This window comes from Gordonia gummivorans (assembly GCF_022513585.1).
Classification (GTDB): Bacteria; Actinomycetota; Actinomycetes; order Mycobacteriales; family Mycobacteriaceae; genus Gordonia.
Genome location: NZ_JAKWBF010000002.1, coordinates 162,791 through 182,371, shown reverse-complemented (window position 1 = coordinate 182,371; position 19,581 = coordinate 162,791). Strand labels below are relative to the sequence as shown.

General features: G+C 66.4%; 18 protein-coding genes. 10 read left to right on the top strand and 8 right to left on the bottom strand.

Features of this window, described 5'->3' with window-relative positions; all coding sequences use genetic code 11:
• Positions 1-405 precede the first annotated feature (405 nt).
• The 4 genes from treY to MKW15_RS02675 all read right to left on the bottom strand — a co-directional run bounded on the left by treY (position 406) and on the right by MKW15_RS02675 (position 8,431).
• Positions 406-2,730: a malto-oligosyltrehalose synthase gene (gene treY / locus MKW15_RS02690; protein WP_240855920.1), complete on the bottom strand. Its 2,325-nt coding sequence runs from the start codon at positions 2,728-2,730 to the stop codon at positions 406-408.
• A gap of 3 nt (positions 2,731-2,733) precedes the next feature.
• A complete protein-coding gene (glgX, locus tag MKW15_RS02685; RefSeq protein ID WP_374245998.1) occupies positions 2,734-5,412 on the bottom strand; it encodes a glycogen debranching protein GlgX in 2,679 nt (892 codons plus the stop codon).
• A 118-nt stretch (positions 5,413-5,530) separates the two neighbouring features.
• Positions 5,531-7,726 carry an acyltransferase family protein gene (locus MKW15_RS02680; protein WP_240855914.1) on the bottom strand — a complete coding sequence of 732 codons (2,196 nt, stop codon included), beginning with the start codon at positions 7,724-7,726 and terminating at the stop codon, positions 5,531-5,533.
• 126 nt (positions 7,727-7,852) lie between these two features.
• Positions 7,853-8,431, bottom strand: a complete 579-nt coding sequence (locus MKW15_RS02675) for a TetR family transcriptional regulator (RefSeq protein WP_240855913.1) — start codon at positions 8,429-8,431, stop codon at positions 7,853-7,855.
• A 148-nt stretch (positions 8,432-8,579) separates the two neighbouring features.
• Between MKW15_RS02675 and MKW15_RS02670 the strand changes: the two genes are divergently transcribed.
• From MKW15_RS02670 to MKW15_RS02640, 7 genes are read left to right on the top strand one after another with little or no spacing between them, the layout of a single operon-like run.
• The gene (locus MKW15_RS02670) at positions 8,580-9,881 is read left to right on the top strand and encodes an adenosylmethionine--8-amino-7-oxononanoate transaminase (protein ID WP_240855912.1); all 1,302 of its coding nucleotides are present in this window, start codon (positions 8,580-8,582) and stop codon (positions 9,879-9,881) included.
• Positions 9,878-11,143 (top strand): 8-amino-7-oxononanoate synthase, encoded by a 1,266-nt coding sequence (locus tag MKW15_RS02665; protein ID WP_240855907.1) that lies wholly within the window; start codon positions 9,878-9,880, stop codon positions 11,141-11,143. Before MKW15_RS02670 ends, MKW15_RS02665 begins: the two co-directional genes overlap by 4 nt.
• 11 nt (positions 11,144-11,154) lie before the next feature.
• Complete coding sequence (gene bioD / locus MKW15_RS02660; RefSeq protein ID WP_240855905.1) at positions 11,155-11,904, top strand: dethiobiotin synthase; 750 nt, start codon at positions 11,155-11,157, stop codon at positions 11,902-11,904.
• Positions 11,901-12,938 (top strand): biotin synthase BioB, encoded by a 1,038-nt coding sequence (gene bioB / locus MKW15_RS02655; RefSeq protein WP_240855901.1) that lies wholly within the window; start codon positions 11,901-11,903, stop codon positions 12,936-12,938. Before bioD ends, bioB begins: the two co-directional genes overlap by 4 nt.
• A gap of 44 nt (positions 12,939-12,982) precedes the next feature.
• Entirely contained in the window at positions 12,983-13,222 is a 240-nt protein-coding gene (gene bsaP, locus MKW15_RS02650) for a biotin synthase auxiliary protein BsaP (protein ID WP_240856037.1), read from the top strand.
• A gap of 2 nt (positions 13,223-13,224) precedes the next feature.
• Positions 13,225-13,884, top strand: a complete 660-nt coding sequence (locus MKW15_RS02645) for a DUF2567 domain-containing protein (protein WP_240855900.1) — start codon at positions 13,225-13,227, stop codon at positions 13,882-13,884.
• An 11-nt stretch (positions 13,885-13,895) separates the two neighbouring features.
• Positions 13,896-14,114, top strand: a complete 219-nt coding sequence (locus MKW15_RS02640; RefSeq protein ID WP_240855898.1) for a GNAT family N-acetyltransferase — start codon at positions 13,896-13,898, stop codon at positions 14,112-14,114.
• A 43-nt stretch (positions 14,115-14,157) separates the two neighbouring features.
• Here the strand turns inward: MKW15_RS02640 and MKW15_RS02635 are convergent, their stop codons facing one another.
• Together MKW15_RS02635 and map are read right to left on the bottom strand one after the other, a co-directional pair.
• Complete coding sequence (locus MKW15_RS02635) at positions 14,158-14,871, bottom strand: NUDIX hydrolase (RefSeq protein ID WP_240855897.1); 714 nt, start codon at positions 14,869-14,871, stop codon at positions 14,158-14,160.
• Positions 14,872-14,909: 38 nt separating this feature from the next.
• Complete coding sequence (map, locus tag MKW15_RS02630) at positions 14,910-15,671, bottom strand: type I methionyl aminopeptidase (protein WP_240855896.1); 762 nt, start codon at positions 15,669-15,671, stop codon at positions 14,910-14,912.
• Between the two features lie 83 nt (positions 15,672-15,754).
• Here map and MKW15_RS02625 point away from each other — a divergent pair, with 83 nt between their 5' ends.
• From MKW15_RS02625 to nadC, 3 genes are all read left to right on the top strand, one after another.
• The gene (locus MKW15_RS02625) at positions 15,755-16,015 is read left to right on the top strand and encodes a helix-turn-helix domain-containing protein (RefSeq protein WP_240855894.1); all 261 of its coding nucleotides are present in this window, start codon (positions 15,755-15,757) and stop codon (positions 16,013-16,015) included.
• A 783-nt stretch (positions 16,016-16,798) separates the two neighbouring features.
• On the top strand, positions 16,799-17,860 hold the full coding sequence (gene nadA / locus MKW15_RS02620) for a quinolinate synthase NadA (protein ID WP_240855892.1): 1,062 nt from the start codon (positions 16,799-16,801) through the stop codon (positions 17,858-17,860).
• A complete protein-coding gene (gene nadC / locus MKW15_RS02615; RefSeq protein ID WP_240855890.1) occupies positions 17,853-18,752 on the top strand; it encodes a carboxylating nicotinate-nucleotide diphosphorylase in 900 nt (299 codons plus the stop codon). The genes nadA and nadC overlap by 8 nt, the downstream gene beginning before the upstream one ends.
• 102 nt (positions 18,753-18,854) lie before the next feature.
• Here nadC and MKW15_RS02610 read toward each other — a convergent pair whose 3' ends face one another.
• Both MKW15_RS02610 and MKW15_RS02605 read right to left on the bottom strand, forming a co-directional pair.
• Positions 18,855-19,256: a type II toxin-antitoxin system VapC family toxin gene (locus MKW15_RS02610; protein ID WP_240855888.1), complete on the bottom strand. Its 402-nt coding sequence runs from the start codon at positions 19,254-19,256 to the stop codon at positions 18,855-18,857.
• Positions 19,253-19,486, bottom strand: a complete 234-nt coding sequence (locus MKW15_RS02605) for a type II toxin-antitoxin system Phd/YefM family antitoxin (RefSeq protein ID WP_240855886.1) — start codon at positions 19,484-19,486, stop codon at positions 19,253-19,255. Before MKW15_RS02605 ends, MKW15_RS02610 begins: the two co-directional genes overlap by 4 nt.
• Positions 19,487-19,581 lie beyond the last annotated feature (95 nt).

The following is a 19,581-nucleotide window of genomic DNA, read 5'->3' as shown; positions in this document are numbered from 1 at the left end:
TCCGTGGAACCGGCGTCGACCTCCGCTGCCTGATCCGAAGAGTCGGTAAACAATCCCGCTGACCTGCGGAAATGAGCCGGCGTCGTGCCCGCGAAATCTAGGGGAAGAACTTCTTCCCCGGGGTTCATAGTCGTCCGCGAGAATTTTCTGGGGGAGGACTCCAAGGGTGGGGGAAGAGGTTTCTTCCCCTACTTTTGTGGCGCCGGTTCGCGCCGCCGACGAGAATGCCGCCGTTGCGCACTCATGGCAACCATGTGGTTGGCCGGCCCTTGATCCGTTTGAAGTTGAGCCCGGGATACGGGCTCAACTTCAAACGGATCGTGCGTTCATGCTCGACGACGACACTCTGAGGGTCGCTCCGCTCGCACCTCAGGGACCGGAAGGGGGTCTTCACGGATCCAAGGTTCAGGTGTCCAGCAGTTCCAGCATGGCCACCGGGCCTCGTGCCCGAGCGGTGGCGAGATCGACGGCGTCCGTGTGGATCTCACCGCTCAACGCGTTGCGCCAGCGGCCGGTGGGCAGCGTGATCGCGGTGGCGCGGGCGCTGTCGGCACGGAGGCTGTGGGTGAAGCGGGCCGTGATGAGCACGACCCGTGCCACCCGGCCGTCGCCGCGGGAGAAGGCGATGGCATGGTCGGCGGCGGGGCCGGCGGCCGTCAGAGATCGGTAGGTTCCTTCGGAACCGAAGGCGGCCGCGTGATCGGCGCGTAGACGCAATCCCGCACGCACAACAGCGGTTTTCCGATGGTCACTCGGCTGGGTGAAATCGACCGGTCGGCGGTTGTCGGGGTCGACCAGTGAGTCGTCCCACCATTCGGTGCCCTGGTAGATGTCTGGGAAGCCGGGGCCGAGAATGGCAATGGCCTTGCGGGCCAACGCTTCCTGCTTCCAGGAGTCGGATACTCGCGACACCAGCCCGGTCAGGATGTCGGCGATGGGTCCGGTGGTGACGTCGTCGATCCAGTCGCGGATGGCGGTTTCGAACTGCTCGTCGACTTCTGTCCACGTCGTTCGCAGACCCGCTTCCCGCATCGCCTTCTGCGCATAGTCGTGCAGGCGGGACCGCAATGCGTCGGAGACTCGACCGTCGAGCGGCCACACCCCGAAGATGTTCTGCAGCAGGAAGTAGCAGCTGAGCGAATCGGGTATCGAGGTCGCCCGCCAAATGCGGTCCACCGCCAGCGACCAGCGCTCGGGCACCTGGGCGAGCAGAGCGATACGCGCACGAACGTCTTCGCCGCGCTTGGTGTCGTGCGTCGACGACGCGGTCATCGCCAGCGGCCATTCGGCCGCACGGGTCGCATTGTGCGAGTGGAAGGCGGCCAGACTCATTGCCGGGTTGGCCGGATCGCCGCCGACCTCCTGGGCCGAGACCAATCGCGCCGTGCGGTAGAAGAGGCTGTCCTCCACGCTCTTTGCGGTGACCGCGCCACACGTCTGGGCGAGTCGCGACGTCGCCGCGCCGGGCGACGCCGTGCGGCGAACGATCAGATCGAGGGACTCTGCGAGCGCCGGCCGACGGCGCGCGATCTCCGCTGCGGTGTCGACGAGGCGAGTGCGCAACGTCGGATAGTCGGCTCGATATACCCCGAGATCCGCGATCAGTTCGGCGCTGGCCTCGGCCATGAGGGACGGGTCGACGTCGGGGTCCGAATGGGTCAGCGCACGCACGAGCCGACGGTGTTCGGTGGGGAAGGAGTTCTCGAGGGTCGCGAGTTTGCGTTCGCGCTCGGTGGATTCGATCCAGTGCGAGTCGCCGGGCACGCCGGTGACGCGTTCGTGGACCTCCGCGAGCTCGATGACTCCCGACGGTGCCACGAACAGGGCGTCGATCACCCGCATCTGGTCGTAGCCGGTGGTGCCCTCCACCGGCAGAGTCGGTTCCAAGGGTTCGTCGGGGGCGAGGATCTTCTCGACGTAGATCAACCGGTGGTCGCCGACGTCGGCGCGGAGCTGCCGGAGGTAGCCCTGGGGATCCCAGAGACCGTCCGGATGGTCAACGCGCACACCGTCGATGAGGTCTTCGTCGATGAGCTCGCGCAGCCAGGCGTGGGTGGCGGAATAGACGGTCGGGTCTTCCTGACACAGGCCGGCGAGTTCGTTGACGGTGAAGAAGCGGCGATAGCCGATGAGTCCGCTGTTCCACGGCACCAGCCGGTAATGCTGGCGACTGTGCACTTCTTGCGGTGTCCCACCGAGAGTCCCGGCCGCGATGGGGAACCGGTGGTCGTAGTAGCAGAGATGCCCGTCGTCATCGACCTCGAGTGGTGACAGGTCACCGTCGGCGGCGACGACGGGCAGCGCGATGGCACCGTCGGCGCCGTTGTCGGCGGAGAAATCAACGTCGAAGTATTTGGCGTAGGGCGAACGTGCCCCGTTGGCGAGGAGATCGGCGAACCACGGGTTGGCCAGTGCATCGGCGACGCCGGTGTGGTTCGGCACGATGTCGATGATGACGCCGATACCGCGTTCTGCTGCGTCCGCACGCAATTCGCGTAGTCCGTAGATGCCACCGAGGACCGGTGCGACCGCCGGTGGGGGCAGCCAGTCGTACCCGTGGGTCGAGCCTTCGGCGGCACGTCCGATGGGCGACAGGTAGAGATGGCTGACACCCAGCTCGCGCAGGTGGTCGAGAATCCCTGCAGCCTGGGCGAATCCGAAGTCCGCATGCAACTGCACACGATAGGTCGCGTGTGGCTCCCGACGGTGGTCACTGCCCCCTGTGGTCATCGATCAGCGCGTCTTGCGCAGCACGAGTAGCGATCTCGCGCCGATGGTCACCGTGCTCCCGCACTTGGCGGCCACCACGTCCGAGTCGCCCGTCGGGTGCGTCGTGTTCAGCACGCCCTCCCACTCCAGCGCCAACTGATCGGTCGGCATGCGGAAGTCGATGTCCTCGTAGTGGGCGTTGAAGCAGATCATGAAGCTGTCGTCGACGATGGCCTCGCCGCGCTCGTCCTTCTCACCGATGCCCGCGCCGTTGAGGAACACGGCAAGACTCTTGCCGAAGCCGCTGCCCCAATCGTCGGTCGTCATCGCTTCGCCCGAGGGTGTCAACCACACGATGTCCAGGGTGTCATGGCCCCATCGGATGGGCTTGCCCTCAAAGAAGCGCCGACGACGGAATACCGGGTGTTTGGTGCGCAGCGCGATGGCCTTGCGGGTGAACTCGAGAAGATCCGAGTTCTTCTCCGCGAGAGACCAATCCATCCACGCCAGTTCGGAGTCCTGGCAGTAGACGTTGTTGTTGCCCTGTTGGGTTCGGCCGATCTCGTCGCCGTGTGCGAGCATCGGCGTGCCCTGCGACAAGAACAGGGTCGCCAGGATGTTGCGTTGCTGGCGGGCGCGTAGGGCGAGTACCTCCGGATCATCGGTGGGCCCTTCGACGCCGCAGTTCCATGACCGGTTGTGGCTCTCGCCGTCGCGGTTGTCCTCGCCGTTGGCCGCGTTGTGTTTCTCGTTGTACGACACCAGGTCTCGCAACGTGAATCCGTCGTGGGCGATGACGAAGTTGATGCTGGCCAGCGGTCGGCGACCGGTCGCCTCGTAGAGGTCCGACGACCCGGTGAGGCGAGAAGCGAACTCGCCCAGGGTGGCCGGTTCGCCACGCCAGTAATCGCGAACCGTGTCGCGGTACTTTCCGTTCCACTCGGTCCACAGCGGCGGGAAGTTGCCGACCTGGTATCCGCCCTCACCGATATCCCATGGCTCGGCGATCAGCTTGACCTGACTGACCACCGGATCCTGTTGCACCAGATCGAAGAACGCAGACAGACGGTCGACGTCGTGGAGTTCGCGGGCCAGGGTCGAAGCAAGGTCGAAACGGAACCCGTCGACGTGCATCTCCAGCACCCAGTACCGCAGCGAATCCATGATGAGCTGCAGCGTGTGAGGATGCCGACCGTTGAGGCTATTGCCCGTCCCGGTGTAATCCATGTACATCTCGGGTTGTCCGTCGACCAGGCGGTAGTAGGCGGCGTTGTCGATGCCGCGGAAACAGACCGTCGGACCGAGATGATTGCCCTCGGCCGTGTGGTTGTACACCACGTCGAGAATGACTTCGATTCCCGCGTTGTGGAACTCGCGGACCATGGCCTTGAACTCGGTGACCGCGCTGGCGGGCTGTTCGGGGTTGGATGCGTACTCCAGGTGCGGCGCCAAGAAGCCGAAGGTGTTGTAACCCCAGTAGTTTCGCAGTCCCTGGTCACGCAACACGAAGTCCTGCATGAACTGGTGGACCGGCATCAGCTCGATCGCGGTCACGCCGAGGGACTTCAGGTGCTCGATGATCACCGGATGACACAGGCCGGCGTAGGTGCCGCGAAGCCGTTCCGGAATATCGGGATGAGTCGCGGTCATGCCCTTGACGTGGGCCTCGTAGATGACCGTCTTGTGATACGAACGCTTGGGTGACCGGTCGTTCTGCCAGTCGAAGAACGGGTTGATCACCACCGACACCATCGTGTGCCCGAGCGAATCGAGCTGCGGCATCGAGCTACTCGAATCCGAATCGGTTGTCTCCGATTGAGTCTCGTCCGAAGTCTCCTCCGCCTGCGCAGTCTGGGCCTCGACTGTGTCCGGCGGCGTCGGATCGAGAGGAACCTCGTCGCCGGCGCCCTCGGCGTCGGTGACGGCTTGGGTGTCCGGCGAGTCCACGACCTCCGGCGCAGACCCTGCGTCGGCCGTCGTCGCGCTCACCGCTTCGGCTTCGACCGGGGTGGACTCCGCCGACACGGCGGCGACCTCGTCAGGCTCGACATCGACCGGCGACTCATCCGAAGGTGGCTCAGCGGGAGCCTTGTCGGGTAGGGGATAGGAGAACAGGGACGCGTCTCCGTCGAAGTCCCCGTGAAATGCCTTGCCGTAGGGGTCGAGCAGCAATTTGCTTGCGTCGCAACGCAGTCCACGTGCCGGATCGTAGGGTCCATGGACGCGGAAGCCGTAGAACTGGCCCGGCCCGACGTTGGGCAGGTAGCAGTGCCAGATGTAGCCGTCGACCTCTTCGAGGCGGATACGGCGTTCGCGACCGTCGCGGTCGATGAGGCACAGTTCCACCGCTTCGGCGACTTCGGAGAAGAGCGAGAAGTTGGTGCCGACACCGTCGTAGGTGGCGCCCAGAGGGAACGCGGTACCCGGCCAGACCGGGATCGGTGCCGGTTCGGGCTCCACCAGGGCGTCGGCCTGCATCGGAGTCGACGGCAAGGTGACGGGTGCCGAGGTGGCGTCGTCGTTGCTCAGTGGCGCGGCCGTGGTGGTGTCGGTCGAAGCCGCACCCGGCGCGTCGCTGGGGGTGGGTTCCGAGCCGGATTGCGCAGTCGGCACGTCACCAGTGGGGGCTTGGGGAACCGGTGGGGTTCCGGGTGCATCGGCGGCTGACGGGGGCTGGTCGCCGGTGGTTGGCGGTACGGTCATACCCACCTTCCTGAGGTCATGGAACGACACTAGCCGCGTTGTGCCAAGCCTTCATCTCGAAAGCCGCCTTTGCGCGCCAAAGTGGCCTGCGCCACTTTCGTCGATCAGTTTTCCCAGGTCACCGGGTCGGCTGACCGATCCACGGCAACTGGATCCTCATCTGCCGCTCGAGTTCGTCGGCGAGGCTGCGGATGTAGGTCGCGCTCAGGTGGTGCGGGTCCTTGTAGACGATGATGTTGCCCACGATGGCCGGGCAGAAATCGGCCGTGCAGATGCCGTTCGTGAGGTCGAGTGGGTGGAAGTCGGGACGGGTCGCGGTCAGCGCGAGAGCCGGGTCGGTCGGCGACATCGAAACAGACCGCTTGGTGCCGCAGCTCTCTGCGGTCCCGCCGTCGTTGAGGCAGATGGGGGTGTCGATCCGTGACCGGATCGGCCACGGAGTATCACGCATGCCGAGCACGGGCACACCGCCCGCGATGAACTGATCGAAGATCGGCACGTAGTCCGGTGGCGTCCAGTCGCCGTTCTCATAGTCCCGCGGGCGTGTCGAGTTCGTGAGCACCGCATCGGGTTTCGCCTTGATGATCTCGGCGATGACGCGTTGACCCCACTCGTAGCACTGCGGGTACGGCTCACCCTGCTGGCGCGGAACCGGATTGGTGGACAGCGGGCAACCCATCTTGATGTAGGTGGTCACCTTGAAGTGATTGCGCTGGCCGATGAGGTTGAGCGCGGAGATCCACATCTCGGCGTGCGAGCCGCCGGCCAGGGCGATCGTGCGCTTGGCGGTCGGATCGCCGTAGACGCCGACATGGATGCTGCCGTCCTGGAAGTTGCTGGTGAAACCGTCCGTCGAGGTCTCGGGGAAATCCTTGATGACGGCGAGCGGTTCGGGGACCGGGTCGAGTTTCGGTACCGGCGCATTGTTGAGCAACGCGCGTGCGCCCGGGTAGTCGCGCGGGTCGAGGTTTGCGGTGTCGACGGTGATGGTGGAGACGTGCCGGTCCCACATCTTGATGCCGACTCCCACCGCGATCGTCCCGACCAGCAAGATGCTGGTCATCACCGATGCATACGTGATCAGGCGCCTGCGCCCGGTCCGGGTGCCGCGGGTCAACTTCGACCGGTCGCCACCACGGAGCGGATCTTCGACGAAGCGCTTCGTCGTCCATGCCAGGCCGATGGAGACGGCCAGAATCCCGACGCCCTCGAGGATCGAGGCGTGCTGCTTGTCACGCCAGGCCAGGTAGAAGATCAGCAGCGGCCAATGCCACAGGTACAGGCTGTAGGCGATGGTGCCCAGCCAGACCGGCCACCGGCTCGCCAGAGCACGGTTGAGTAGCGGCATGGGCTCGGTGCCGTCGGGCTGGTCGGGTCGGCGACGCTGTAGATCGGTGGCGCCGGCCCAGATGATGAGCAGGGTCGCGCCCACGGGTACCAGCGCCCACGGACCTGGGTACTGCTCGACACCGACGATCCACCAACCGCAGGTCACGATGAGCGCCAAGGCCACCGCGGTGGCGACGTTGCGCAGCCAATTGGGGATCCGCCAGCGTGGCAGCCAGATGGCCAGCAGGCCACCGGCGAGGGGTTCCCAGAGTCGCGACCACGTGTCGAAGTAGTTGTACGGCTGGTTGATCTGTAGTCCGCGGTGTGCCCACCAGAACGACGCGAGGGCGACCAGGAGAACCGATCCGCCGACGATCACCCGGATCACCCGGGGGTCGGCGACACCCGAGATGACGCGGGACACCAGCTTGATGACCACGGTGATCCCGAGGGCGGTGAGCAGGGTGATGAGGAAGAACTGGCCCTGCATCGACATCGACCAGATGTGCTGCAGCGGACTGTTGGCCGAGCTCGCGGCGAGATAGTCCTGGGAGTTCCAGGCCAGATACCAGTTCTGCCAGTAGGTGGCGCTGGCGACGAGTTCGTTGCCGATGTTGGACCACCGGACCTGCGGCAGGATCAGCACCGTCAGCACCGCAACGGCGATGAGTACGGTCAGCAGCGCGGGCAGCAGTCGTTTGATCAGCCGCTTGAGTCGGGGCCACGGGTTGGCCGCGTCGCGGAACGTGGTGTGTGGCGCCTGGCTGTGAATGGCGTGACGCAGCAGCGACCCGACGAAGAAGAAGCCGGAGAGCGTCAGGAAGACGTCGACGCCGCCGGACACCTTCCCGAACCAGACGTGGAAGCACGCGACGAGAGTGATCGCGATACCCCGCAGCCCGTCGAGATCGGTCCGATAGACCGGCGGCGCCGCTGACGTGGAGTTCGTCTTCGGCGCGAGTTCAACACGGGTCGGGGCTGCCAAGGGCTCGGTTTTCTTCCTTCGTCGGTGGGGATCGGTCGGTGGGATCGGCTAGCAATGTACCCGTCGAACCTGTGAAAAATCGACTCGGTCCGCAGCGACACACGCGGCGCTGACCTTTACTTTTCTTTACTTAGTGGGTGCAGGCGTGGTGTTGGTGGCCCGCGCGCGGGCGCCGTCGAGGATGATTGCGAGCCCGTCGGTGAACTCGCCACCGAAGTCGCGCCCGGACGGTTCGATGACGCCGAGACGTTCCATCTGCGCTCGCGTCTGTTCTTCGATGGTCAGGCCGATGACGAGCTGGCAGACCGCCGTGGTGACCGCTTCGGCATCCCGTATCGGCAGGCCGCCGGCGCGGGCGGCGGTGATGATGTCGGCGGTGATCGCCTTGGTGGCGAGGCCCGACGCCCAGCTCGACGACACGACCTCGGCGCTGTCGGGGACGGCGAGGAGTGCGCCGCGCATCCCGATCGCCAGCGACGCCAGGCGGTCATCCCAGCGCTGCGTCGGCGGGGGAATCACCACGTGATCGAGGATGTCGTCCGCGAGCGCGGCCAGCAGCGATTGCTTGTTCGGGAAATGCCAGTACAGAGCGTTGGGTCGCACGCCGAGTTCGGTGGCCAATCGCCGCATGGACAGGTCCGCGAGGCTGTGTTCGACGAGGATGCCGCGGGCGGCTCGCAGGACATCGGCGCGGCTGTTGCTCACGGCCCCACGATAGTGAGCCGCTGGTTGTTCGTGCGCACCGGCCTGTACACCGTCCAGGAAGCCTGTACAGTGTCCAGGCAGAACCGTGCCGCCTTCATGCCCATCGGCACGCGTACACAGCCCGAAACCGTTCGATGAGGAATGTTCCGTGGATCACCAGACCATCTCCCGTATCGATGCCGAGCACATCTGGCATCCCTACGGTGCGATGCCGCCGAGCACCGAACCGCTGGTGGTGTCCTCGGCGCGCGGGGTGCGGCTGACGCTCGCCGACGGGCGCGAGGTGGTCGACGGTATGAGCTCCTGGTGGGCCGCAATCCACGGCTATGGCAATCCGGTGCTCGATGCCGCGGCTGTCGCGCAGCTGGGACAGATGTCGCACGTCATGTTCGGCGGACTCACGCACGAGCCCGCGGCACAGCTGGCGCAACGCTTGGTGGAATTGACCCCGGAGCCGCTACAGAAGGTGTTCTTCTGCGACTCCGGGTCGGTGTCGGTGGAAGTCGCCGCGAAGATGGCACTGCAGTGTTGGCGGGGCCGCGGGGAACCCCGACGCACCCGGCTTCTCACCTGGCGGGGCGGCTATCACGGCGACACATTCACCCCGATGAGCGTCTGCGATCCCGACGGTGGCATGCACTCGATGTGGACCGATGTGCTCGCCGAACAGATCTTCGTGCCCGCGCCCCCGTCGGAGTACCGCGAGGGCTACGTCGAGATCCTCGACGACGCGATCGCCCGGCACGCACATGAGCTCGCTGCCGTGATCGTCGAGCCGGTGGTCCAGGGTGCCGGCGGGATGCGCTTCCACGATCCCCGCTACCTGGCGGACCTGCGTCGCATCTGCGACGAACGAGGCGTGCTGCTGATCTTCGACGAAATCGCCACCGGGTTCGGTCGCACCGGGACGATGTTCGCCGCCGAACAAGCCGGCGTCGCACCCGACATCATGTGTGCTGGCAAAGCGCTGACCGGCGGCTATTTGTCGCTGGCCGCCACCCTGTGCACCGATGAGATCGCCGCGGTCATCAGCGCCGGGGAGGCCGGCGGACTCGCTCACGGCCCGACCTTCATGGCCAACCCGCTCGCGTGCGCGATTGCGGTTGCCTCCATCGACCTGCTCGCCGACGGAACCTGGCGCGACCAGGTGAGGCGAATCGAGCATGAACTGCGTGCCGGACTCGCGCCGCTCTCCGACGTCGACGGTGTGGTCGATGTGCGGGTCCTCGGCGCGATCGGCGTGGTCGAACTCGACCGTCCCGTCGACATGCCCGCCTCGACGTCCGCGGCGGTGCAGGCCGGCGCGTGGCTGCGCCCGTTCCGCAATCTCGTCTACGTGATGCCGCCGTTCGTCTGCACCTCCGACGACATCGGGGTGGTCGTCGACGGTGTTCGCGCGGCGGTGGCAGCGACAGTCTCGACCCCGATTCCCGTGGGAGCAAACTCATGACCACCGTTCACCCCCGCACGTCCGGGCGCCGCTCGCCGCTCGCCGAGGAGCACCTACCGCTCCCTGAGGTGCGAGGAGCGCTAGCCGCGAGCCTCGAAGGGCCGTTGACCGTGCGTCCCGCGGACGACGACACGGGTCTCGCCTGGCTGGCCGACGCGGCCGAGGCGCGCAAGTCGGCCGGGCTGCACCGCGAGCCGCATGTGCGGCAGTCCGCCGACGGCTTGATCAACCTGGCCTCCAACGACTATCTGGGCCTGTCGACGCATCCCGACGTGGTGGCCGGTGCGCAGGCCGCCCTGGCCGAATGGGGTGCAGGGTCGACGGCGTCGAGGCTGGTCGTCGGTACCACACAACTCCATGTCGACTTCGAGAACCAGATCGCCGACTTCCTGGGTTTCGATGCAGCGCTGGCCTTTTCGTCGGGATACCTGGCCAATGTCGGTGCCATCTGCGCACTCGCCGGTCGCGGTGACCTGATTGTCAGCGACACCGGGACACATGCCTCGCTGATCGATGGCTGCCGCCTGTCCCGTGCTCGGGTCGTCGTGGTCGATCGCGGTGATCATGAAGCGGTGCGCGATGCACTCGCCAACCGCGACGAGCAGCGCGCGCTCGTCGTCACCGACTCGGTCTACAGCATCGACGGTGAGCCTGCGCCCGTCGCAGAGTTGTACGACGCGGCACGCGCACACGGTGCCGTGCTGCTGGTCGATGAGGCGCATGCCTTCGGGGTGCGCGGACCCGGTGGTCGGGGTCTGGTCGCCGAGGCCGGCCTGTCCGGCGCCCCGGATCTGGTGGTCACCGCAGTGATGTCGAAATCCCTTGGCGCCCAGGGGGGAGTGGTGCTCGGCACGCGGGCCGTTCGGGAGCATCTGATCGATTGCGCGCGGACCTTCATCTTCGACACCGGGCTCAATCCGGCTGCGGTCGGCGCGGCCAGTGCGGCACTTGCCCTGCTGAGCGCGAACCCCGACCTTCCGATCACGCTGGGCGACAACGCGCGTCGCCTTGCGCAGCGCTGCGGCGCGGCCGAACCGGCTGCAGCGGTCATCTCGATCATCATCGGCGACCCGAAGCAAGCGGTTGCTGCCGCGGCGGCCTGCCGGGATCGCGGCGTACTGATCGGGTGTTTCCGTCCACCGTCGGTGCCCGAGGGCACCTCTCGACTGCGTATCACCGTGCGGGCCGACCTCGACCACGCGACCGTCGATCATGTGGCCGACGTCGTCGATGCCGCACTGCGCGAGGTCGGTGTTCGATGAATACGGGCCCGATGAGCTCACCGACCAGCGGAGCCGTCCTCGCGGTGACCGGAACCTCGACCGACGTCGGAAAGACGATTGTCACTGCGGCGCTCGCTGTTTCGGCGCAAGCTCTCGGCGCGGATGTCGCAGTCTGCAAGCCGGTCCAGACCGGTGTGGCTCCCGGTGAGGCCGGCGACCTCGCGACGATCGTCGCCCTCGCGGGTCACCTCACCACCGTCGAATGTGCGCGGTATCCCGAACCGCTGGCCCCGGAAACCGCGGCCCGTCGCGCCGGGTTGCCGAGCGTCGACCGCGCCGACATCGCGGCGGCCGTCGATGCCCTCACCATGACCCACGAGTTGACTCTCGTCGAGGGTGCCGGCGGCGTGATGGTCCGTCTCGCACCGTCGTTGACGATCGCCGACGTCGCCGCGGATACGCAGGCAGGCGTCGTCGTGGTGGTGCAGCCCGGCCTCGGGGCGCTCAATCACGCCGAACTCACCGTCGATGCCCTTCGGGCGCGCGGCCTGCGACCGGCCGGTCTGGTGATCGGATGGTGGCCGGCCGATCCCGATCTCGCGATGCGCTGCAATCGCGACGATCTGCCGCGCCTGACCGGCGTACCGGTCGTCGGCGTGATCCCTTCCGGCGCAAGCGCGCTGGACGCCACGCACTTCCGTGCGGCCGCACCCGGATGGCTGGACGCCCATTGGCTGCGCACCGAATTGTCGCAATCTGGCCAAACTTTGAACAACATCAAGCAAGGAGTGCTTTCGTGACCCAGGCAACCGTCGCCGCCGACACCGGCGTTCGCGATTCCGACGACATTCTCGCCATCGCGCGTGAGCAGGTTCTCGAACGAGGCGAGGGGCTCGACCAGGATCAGGTCCTGCGCGTACTTCGGCTTCCCGACGAACGACTCACCGAACTGCTGCAGCTCGCGCACGACGTGCGCATGCAGTGGTGTGGGCCGGAGGTCGAGGTCGAGGGCATCATCTCGCTGAAAACCGGTGGCTGCCCGGAGGATTGCCACTTCTGCTCGCAGTCGGGCCTGTTCGCTTCGCCGGTCCGTAGTGCATGGATCGACATCCCGTCACTGGTGGAGGCGGCCAAGCAGACCGCGAAGACCGGTGCCACCGAATTCTGCATCGTGGCCGCGGTCCGTGGTCCCGACAAGCGCCTGCTGAGCCAGGTTGCGGCGGGTATCGAGGCCATCCGCAACGAGGTCGACATCCAGATCGCCTGCAGCCTCGGCATGCTCACCCAGGAACAGGTCGACCAGCTCCGCGACATGGGTGTGCATCGGTACAACCACAACCTGGAGACCGCGCGCAGTCACTTCCCGAACGTCGTCACCACCCATACCTGGGAGGAGCGCTGGGACACGCTGCGGATGGTGCGCGAGGCCGGCATGGAGGTCTGCTGCGGCGGCATCCTCGGCATGGGGGAGAGCCTCGAGCAGCGCGCCGAGTTCGCCGCCGATCTCGCCACTCTCGAGCCCGACGAGGTGCCGCTCAACTTCCTCAACCCGCGTCCGGGAACCCCGTTCGGCGACCTCGACGTGCTGCCCGCCTCCGAGGCGCTGAAGTCGGTTGCCGCGTTCCGGTTGGCGTTGCCGCGGACCATTCTGCGGTTCGCGGGTGGCCGTGAGATCACCCTTGGTGACCTCGGCGCCAAGCAGGGCATCCTCGGCGGCATCAACGCCGTCATCGTCGGTAACTACCTGACCACTCTCGGTCGCCCTGCCGAAGACGATCTCGATCTGCTGACCGACTTGTCGATGCCGATCAAGACCCTCAACGACACCATCTGACACGCCGCCACCGCGTGCGTGACACCATCGAAGGCGTGCCCGACATGATCGACACCGTCCCCGGCCCGCTTGCCGAGCCATGCCGCTACGGCGTGTACACCGGACTCGAGCTGGAACTGCAGTCGCCCGACGCGATCCCACCTGCGGCCCGCCTGGGCCTGGAACCACCGCGGTTCTGCGGTCAGTGCGGTCGGCGCATGGTCGTTCAGGTACGGCCCGACGGCTGGCATGCGCGCTGTTCTCGGCACGGGGTCGTCGATTCCACCGAACTGGGCCGACGGTGAGGGTGCGCCGACCTTTGGGGGTTCTGCTCGCCGTCGTCGGTGTCGTGGTCCTGCTAGGTGCGGTCGCGGGTGCAACGTGGGCGGCCATCACGCCCACCGTCACCGCGACACGCGTCGACGGAGGCTTCACCCTCCCCGCCGAGCAGACGGCCAAGGCGTTCAGCGGTGTGGCCGTCTTCGGCCTGACGATGGCCGTGTACGGGCTGATCGCGGCACTGGTCGCCTGGTTCGTCGCACGGACATGGCGCGGACTGCTGGGCTATGGCGCGGTACTGGCGGCCACCATCGGCGGGTCGGCGTTGGCCATCGAGGTCGGGATGTGGATCACCGATTGGCTATACGGCGATCGGACCGGAATTGCGCTGGGGGACACCGTCGAACTCGTTCCGCGGTTGTGGCTGCGTGGCGGTACCGCACATGGCGCCGCCGAGCCGTGGACATTGCTGATCTGCGCGCCGTTTGCGCTCACCCTGGTCTACCTCGTTTGCGTACTCTCCTCGCGCACAGCCGATCTGGGTGTCGGGGATCTCGATGACCGACGACACGAATACATCGCAGCCGACGCGACGAATGATCGGGTCGCCTATGCACAGCCCGCCGGCCCACAGGACGCGATCGGTCCCTCGGGAAATCCGGGTGATCCGACGCGCGGGCCTCGGTAGCATCCGCGTGCATGCCGACCACTGAGATCGTCCATGCGCGCGGACCCCGGGTTCGCCTGACCGACTTCGCCTTCGACGACCTCGACGCTGTGCATGTCATCGGTTCCGATCCGCGCGTGGTGGAGTTCACCGCTTGGGGTCCGAACACGATCGACGAGTCGCGGGATGTCCTCAACCGTGCGATGGCCGCGACCGAGGGACGCGTCCTGGTGGCGACGACGACTGCGTGATTCGCTGTGCTTCGGTATCACTCGGCGGATGTTCGACGACGGGTCACATCGGCGGACGTAGCGTCGCGAACTCGTCGGTGACGCGTAATTCGTTGTCGGCGAACGCATACAGTGCCGGAGGGCGTCCGCCGGTGCGGCCGGTCTTGCCGACGGTGCCGGTCGACACCACCACGGCCCGTCGACTCAGGATGCGCAGCAGGTTTGTCGTGTCCACGGCGTAACCCAGTGCTGCACAGTAGATCTCTGACAGTTCTGACATCGGGAAGCGGGCCGGTGCGAGCGCGAAGGCGATGTTGGTGTACGACAGCTTGGCAGCCACGCGATGGCGGCCCGCCGCGATGATGTCGGCGTGGTCGTAGGCCAGCGATGGCAGTGCGTCGACCTCGTGCCAGGCGGCCTCTGCCGGGAGACGAGCGGGTGCGTCGGTGGGGACCAGCCCGATATATGTCGAGGCAATCGTCCGGATCCCGGGTACTCGGTGAGGATCGGAGAACACCGACAGCTGCTCGAGGTGGGCGACCTTGCGGACGTCCATCTTGTCGGCGAGCAGTCGTCGCGCACTCTCCGAGAGCGTCTCCGCGGCACCGACGTCGCCGCCGGGCAGGGCCCAGGCGTCGGAGGATTTCGTCAGGAGCACGCAGAGCGCCGGCGCGGTGTCCGGCTGCGTCTCGCGGACCTGAAAGACAACACTGAGCACTTCGACGCGAAGCCCCACGGATCCGTCGCCGGCTGACGAATCGGATCCCTCGGCGGACATGGCGTCGATTGTAGGGGTGACCGGTCGTCGGATGAGCGTCAGCGCGTGAGGACCAGCGCGTCGCCGTCGGTGATGGCGATGGTGTGTTCACTGTGGGCGCCGCGTGAGCCGTCGGCCGAGCGGATGGTCCAGCCGTCGGGGTCGTAAGTGATGCGATCGGTACCCAAGGTGAACCACGGCTCGAGCGCAAGGGTGAGACCCGGGCGCAGCCGCATTCCTCGCCCGCCTCGCCCGGTGTTGGCGACGTGTGGATCCTCATGCATCGTCCGACCCAGACCGTGTCCGCCGAACTGGTTGTTCACCCGGTAACCATGCGACGCCGCAACTGCTCCGATCGCGGCGGAGATGTCGCCGAGGCGATTTCCGGCGCGGGCATGGTCGATGGCCGCGGTCAGTGCCTGCTCCGTCGCGTCGATGAGCCGTTGATCCTCGGGTCGCGGGGTTCCGACGATCACGCTGCGTGCCGAATCGGCGACCCATCCGTCGATGGACACGGCGATGTCCATGCACAGGAGGTCGCCGTCGCGTAGTTCGTGATCGTGCGGCAAGCCGTGGAGCACGGCGTCGTTCACCGACAGACAGATGACGTTGCGAAACGGGCCGCGGCCGAAGGACGGTGCGTAGTCCCAATAGCAGGACACCGCGCCGCGGTCGCGGATCAGGTCGCGCGCGCGATGCTCGAGGTCGAGCAGGTTGACGCCGACGTCGGCCTTTGCGACCAGGTCGCTGAGCAGGTCGGAGATGAAGGAACCGGTCACGCCCATGGCGGCGACCTCGTCGCGGGATTTCAGCTCGACCATGTGGTTCCTTTCTCGACGATGGCGCGGTATAAAAATACCGACACTGCTTGGTATTTATATACCAGACCGACTACGTTGTGGTCATGGTTCGCAATCCGCTGACGCCTGAACAGAAGGCTGCCGGCCGACGACTTGGCGCCCGATTGCGAGAACTGCGCGGTGATCGAGGATTGAGCGGGGTCGCTGCGGCGGCCGGCATCTCGCCGGAGACACTTCGCAAGATCGAGGCCGGTCGGATGCCGACACCCGCGTTCGCGACCATCGCCGCTCTCGCTCGGGCTCTCGACGCCTCGCTGGACGATCTCGCTCGCGTCCTCGACGGGGATCGCGCGGCAGCTGTCTGATCCGAAGAGTTCAGTGACCCGCCTTCTGCCCTGGGGAAACACGATACTGTGCCCGCAAAATCTAGGGGAACAAGTTTCTTCCCCGAGGTTCACGGTCGTCCCCTACAAATTTCGGGGGGAAGACACCAAGGGTCGGGGACGAAGTTTCTTCCCCGACTTTTTGTGGGCGTATGTTCCTGGCGTCGCCGTCGGCGGAATGTGGCGACCGGCAATCGGTGACTGAGATCGGGCCCGTCAGCGTCCGCTTCCGGGATATACCCGGAGGACCACCGTCAGGGGCCCGATCCTGGCCACCGGCCCAACCTCCAAACCTTCCCGCCTCCACGATCGTCGGCAACGCCGACGGAGAAACGCTGACTCGAAGAGTTAGGGTGACCAACGTCGTGACCTGGGGAAATGCTCGGCCGGCACCAGGTCGGGTGCGGCCTGGGCTTGTGTCTGGTCACTTCGCGCGTCGAGCTGCGAGAACTCGAGTTGAGTTGGAGAACGCGAGTGCTGCAGCACTCGCGTTCTCCAACTCGGCACTGGTTGTCGCGATTCAGAAACCGCGTGTCTGGTCAGAAACCCGAGGGGCACCAGCGGTTTCTGGCCACACCCGCGGTTTCTGCGCGACGCGGCCGTACGTCTCCCGATTTGCACGACCGCCGCGGTTGCCGGGAATGGCCCAAGTGTGGCGAGTGTTACGATGAACAGCGTTTTCGATCACCAGTCGAAAACCTCCCGGGATGCGGACCGTGTACCGGGAACCCGCCCCGGAATCCGGGGCAGGCGACAGGAGTGGCAATGAGCATCATCAGCGACCGCCCGGCCGGGCTGACCAGCACCCCGGGACTGTTGGACGCACAGTGGTACGACACCCCGGCCGGCTATGCCGGCGTGGAGCCAACCCAGGAGTGGGCCGACGAGGTCCGACGACTCGCTCGGGCACGCAACGCCACGTTGCTCGCGCACAACTACGAACTGCCCGCCATCCAGGACGTCGCCGACCACGTCGGTGACTCGCTTGCACTGTCGCGCATCGCCGCCGAGGTCGACTCCGACGAGATCGTGTTCTGCGGTGTGCACTTCATGGCCGAGACCGCCAAGATCCTGAGCCCCGACAAGCGCGTCCTCATCCCCGACGCGCGGGCCGGTTGCTCGCTGGCCGACTCGATCACCGCCGACGACCTGCGCGAGTGGAAGGCCGAGTTCCCCGACGCCGTCGTCGTGTCGTATGTGAACACGACGGCCGAGGTGAAGGGACTCACCGACATCTGCTGCACGTCGTCGAACGCCGTCGACGTGGTCGCCTCGATCGACCCCGACCGTGACGTGCTCTTCCTGCCGGATCAGTTCCTCGGCGCCCACGTCAAGCGCGAGACCGGCCGCGACAACATCCACATCTGGGCCGGCGAGTGCCACGTGCACGCGGGCATCAACGGTGACGAACTCACCGAGCAGGCCGCCAGCCACCCCGACGCCGACCTGTTCATCCACCCCGAATGCGGTTGCGCCACATCGGCTCTCTATCTCGCCGGCGAAGGCGCGGTGCCCGACAACCGGGTCAAGATCCTCTCCACCGGCGGCATGATCGACGCTGCACGCGAGACGGGCGCCAAGCAGGTCCTGGTGGCGACCGAGGTCGGCATGCTGCATCAGTTGCGTAAGGCCGCGCCCGGCATCGACTTCCAGGCCGTCAACGACCGCGCGTCGTGCCCCTACATGAAGATGATCACGCCGGCCGCTCTGCTGCGTGCGCTTCGCGAGGGTCGCGACGAGGTATTCGTCGCCGACGACGTCGCCGAACGCGCACGACGCAGCGTCGAGCGGATGATCGCGATCGGCAACCCCGGCTCCGGTGAGTGAGGTCGGTTTCGTCGGCCAGGCCGTCGCCGGCGACACCCTCGACCTTCCGATCACCGACGAGGTCCGGGCGCTGATCCGCACCGCGCTCGACGAGGATCTCCGCTACGGACCCGACGTCACATCGGCCGCCACGGTGCCCGCCGATGCGGTGACCGACGCCGCCATCGTGAGCCGCGCCCACGGTGTGATCGCGGGCGTGCCGGTGGTCATGGCCGTCTTCGACGAGGTGATCGGCCCGAACGCCTACGAGGTCACCGCCTCGGTGCCCGACGGGACCCATGTTGCGCCCGGCGATGTGGTGCTTGCGGTGCGCGCGCCGACCGCGGCGTTGCTGACGGCCGAGCGCACCGCGCTCAACCTGATCTGCCACCTGTCCGGCATTGCGACGGCGACCGCCGCCTGGGTAGCCGCCGTCGAGGGCACTGACGCCAAGATCCGTGATTCGCGAAAGACCCTGCCCGGCATGCGTTATCTGCAGAAGTACGCGGTGCGCGCGGGTGGGGGAGTCAACCACCGGATGGGCCTGGGTGACGCCGCGCTGATCAAGGACAACCACGTCGCTGCGGCGGGATCGGTGAGCGCTGCGCTGGAGGCCGTGCGCGCAGCTGCGCCGGATCTGCCGGTGGAGGTCGAGGTCGATTCGCTGAGCCAACTCGACGAGGTGCTCGCCCTGAAACCACAGCTCGTGCTGCTCGACAATTTCGAGCCGTGGGAGACCCAGATGGCCGTTCAGCGACGTGACACCCGCTCGCCGGAGACCAAGCTGGAAAGCTCCGGCGGTCTGAGCATCGACGTCGCCGCCGACTATGCCCGCACCGGTGTCGATTACCTCGCCGTGGGGGCTCTCACGCATTCGGTGACGGTGCTGGACCTGGGTCTCGACATTCCGTGATCCGAACAACTCGGTGACCAGCACTCTGAACTGGGCAAATTGTCCGGGGCCGGCGCGCAAATCTAGAAGAACTTCTTCGACGGCCGCCGAGGAGCCGCGCGCTCACCGGCGGGTGGTGTCGAGAACCGGCGTCAACGCACAGTCGGCGATGACGTCGTCGCTCGTGGCAATCGTCAAGCCACGGCGCACGGCCTGCGCTACGAGCATCCGATCAAACGGATCGCGGTGGTCCCAGTTGAGTCGGCCCGCCAGGGTGGCGTCGGCGGAGTCCATCGCGAGGTCGTTGGTGTTCATCGCGGTGAGTGTTTCGCCCCACGCGGACAGCAGTGGCTCGCCGTCCAACCGTCCGAGACGTGTCTTGATGGCGATCTCCCAGGCCGACGCGGCAGAGACAAACAACTCGTTGGACTGGTCCGCCAACATGGTGTGGGCTGCATCCGAGATCTTGTCCGGCGCGGACACAAGCCAGAGAAGTGCGTTGGTGTCCAACAGGATCGCGGTCACCGACTGCCCTCCCACGGTGCCAGTTCGGCGTCCGGGAGCGGGTCATCGAAGGTGTCTGGCACCGCGATGGCGGGCAGCTGGCCGAAGGTCCTCGGACGCATCGTGACCGGACTGATGACGGCCACGGGCCGGCCGTGGTTGGTGATGGTGACCGACTCACCAGATCGCTCGACCTCCGCAAGCAGGGCATTGAGCCGCGTCTTTGCCTCGGTACTGGAAATGGTCTTCATGAACTCGACCCTACTCCAGATTGACTAGTCCAACTAGTCGTTTTTGCTGGTGGTGAACTGCATGATCAATTCGCCTCGCCTGGAGCGGCTTTGCG